Source organism: Moorena producens 3L (genome assembly GCF_000211815.1).
GTDB classification, from domain to species: domain Bacteria; phylum Cyanobacteriota; class Cyanobacteriia; order Cyanobacteriales; family Coleofasciculaceae; genus Moorena; species Moorena producens.
Genome location: NZ_GL890840.1, coordinates 480154 through 481748, shown reverse-complemented (window position 1 = coordinate 481748; position 1595 = coordinate 480154). Strand labels below are relative to the sequence as shown.

General features: G+C 43.3%; 2 protein-coding genes. One reads left to right on the top strand and one right to left on the bottom strand.

Features of this window, described 5'->3' with window-relative positions; genetic code table 11:
- Window positions 1–559 precede the first annotated feature (559 nt).
- Window positions 560–751: a hypothetical protein gene (locus LYNGBM3L_RS08405; RefSeq protein WP_044492488.1), complete on the top strand. Its 192-nt coding sequence runs from the start codon at window positions 560–562 to the stop codon at window positions 749–751.
- Window positions 752–1048: 297 nt separating this feature from the next.
- Here the strand turns inward: LYNGBM3L_RS08405 and LYNGBM3L_RS38045 are convergent.
- The coding region (locus LYNGBM3L_RS38045) for a c-type cytochrome (protein ID WP_081473246.1) at window positions 1049–1595 on the bottom strand (547 nt) is incomplete at its 5' end.

The following is a 1595-nucleotide window of genomic DNA, read 5'->3' as shown; positions in this document are numbered from 1 at the left end:
ATACTTATAGCAATCGCTTTAGCAATTGTGATAATTTTTACTCCCTACTTCCTACTCCCTGTTGCCTTTGATATAGAGGATTTTTGCTTATTAATTAAGATGGGTTTGCTATGCCTTTGCGGTCAGGCTCCCTAAGGAAAACCGCAGGAGGGCAGTTTCAATCAGACACCGGTTCGCTATAGGTGATTAAGATTTTGTTACTAACGACTACCAAGACGGTATCACAAATCCTGACCAACAAAACTTAATATAATCTAAAATTATAGCCCCACTCCCGACTCCCGACTCCCTATTCCCTATTCCCGACTCCCTATTCCCTCGGTGCGCTTGACCTAGGCGAATTAAATTCGCCTAGGGTCGCACCGCTCCCGACTCCCGATTCCCGACTCCCGACTCCCTAAGGAATTTATTACAAAAATTTTCAAAATATGCTATAATATAATGTTTTTTGTGGTAAACTAAAAGTGTGGAGAATAAATTCCACGGAAGAGCCAGCCCGGACATGTTCAAGCGGGTCGGGCTGGCTCTTGATCCCCATTTACAGGAGACAACTTATATTATGTGCTATAGTCAACGCCTATACGGATGGGTAATGATTCGGCTATTGCCCCACATGCCACCACTAGTTTTCGCTCGGTTTGACAACCTTTCCGATGCCAAGAGCCATTCCCAGGCTCTGAAACAGTTGATGCCCGATGCGAAATTTTTGATTTTTTTTGATAGAGGTCTGCCGATGGAGCAAGACGAATAATCTTAGGGGCTCAAGGGGTGATGATCATTATCACCCCTTGATGATTTGATTTTTTCGTTAAAAAGATCTTCAGCTATAGCGCAGCGCTATAAAAAAAGAATTAGTGGTTAGCAGCCAGTTGCTAATGAAAATAACACCAACAACTAACTACTAACCACTAACTTAAAGTTTCAATTCCTTTAGTAATCTAGGAATTCTAAATAGGTTGTGAATTATTACTTAGACAGAATCCCTGAACTACAAATGTTTTGGGTTGATTGAGTTTCACAAATCCTTTATAAACCCAATTGAATCAATCTACTGCCAACCATTGTCAGCTTGATACAACACATAATCAGCAAGGGCTGCAATCTGATCCGCTTTTAGACGACCTTTGAAGGCTGGCATGGGGGGCTTACCATTGGTGATCTGGTAAACAATCTTGTCCTTAGAGTACATGCCATACTTCTCAAGGATATCCTTTTTCAGAGTTTTTTGGGGATTGAGTAAATTATTTCCACCCTTATGACAACTGGCACAGTTACTTGCGAAGAGTTGTCCTGATTTAGCTAGGGCTGCTTCATCTACGGCTACAGCTACTTCGACAGGTTCAGCAGGAGTAGTTTCTTCCTCTGCTACCTCAGTAGGTTCAGCAGGAGTAGTTTCTTCCTCTGCTACCTCAGTAGGTTCAGCAGGAGCAGTTTCTTCCTCTGCTACTTCGGTAGGTTCAGCAGGAGCAGTTTCTTCCTCTGCTACCTCAGTAGGTTCAGCAGGAGCAGTTTCTTCCTCTGCTACTTCGGTAGGTTCAGCAAGAGCAGTTTCTTCCTCTGCTACCTCGGTGGGTTCTGCTGGGGATTCACGGTTT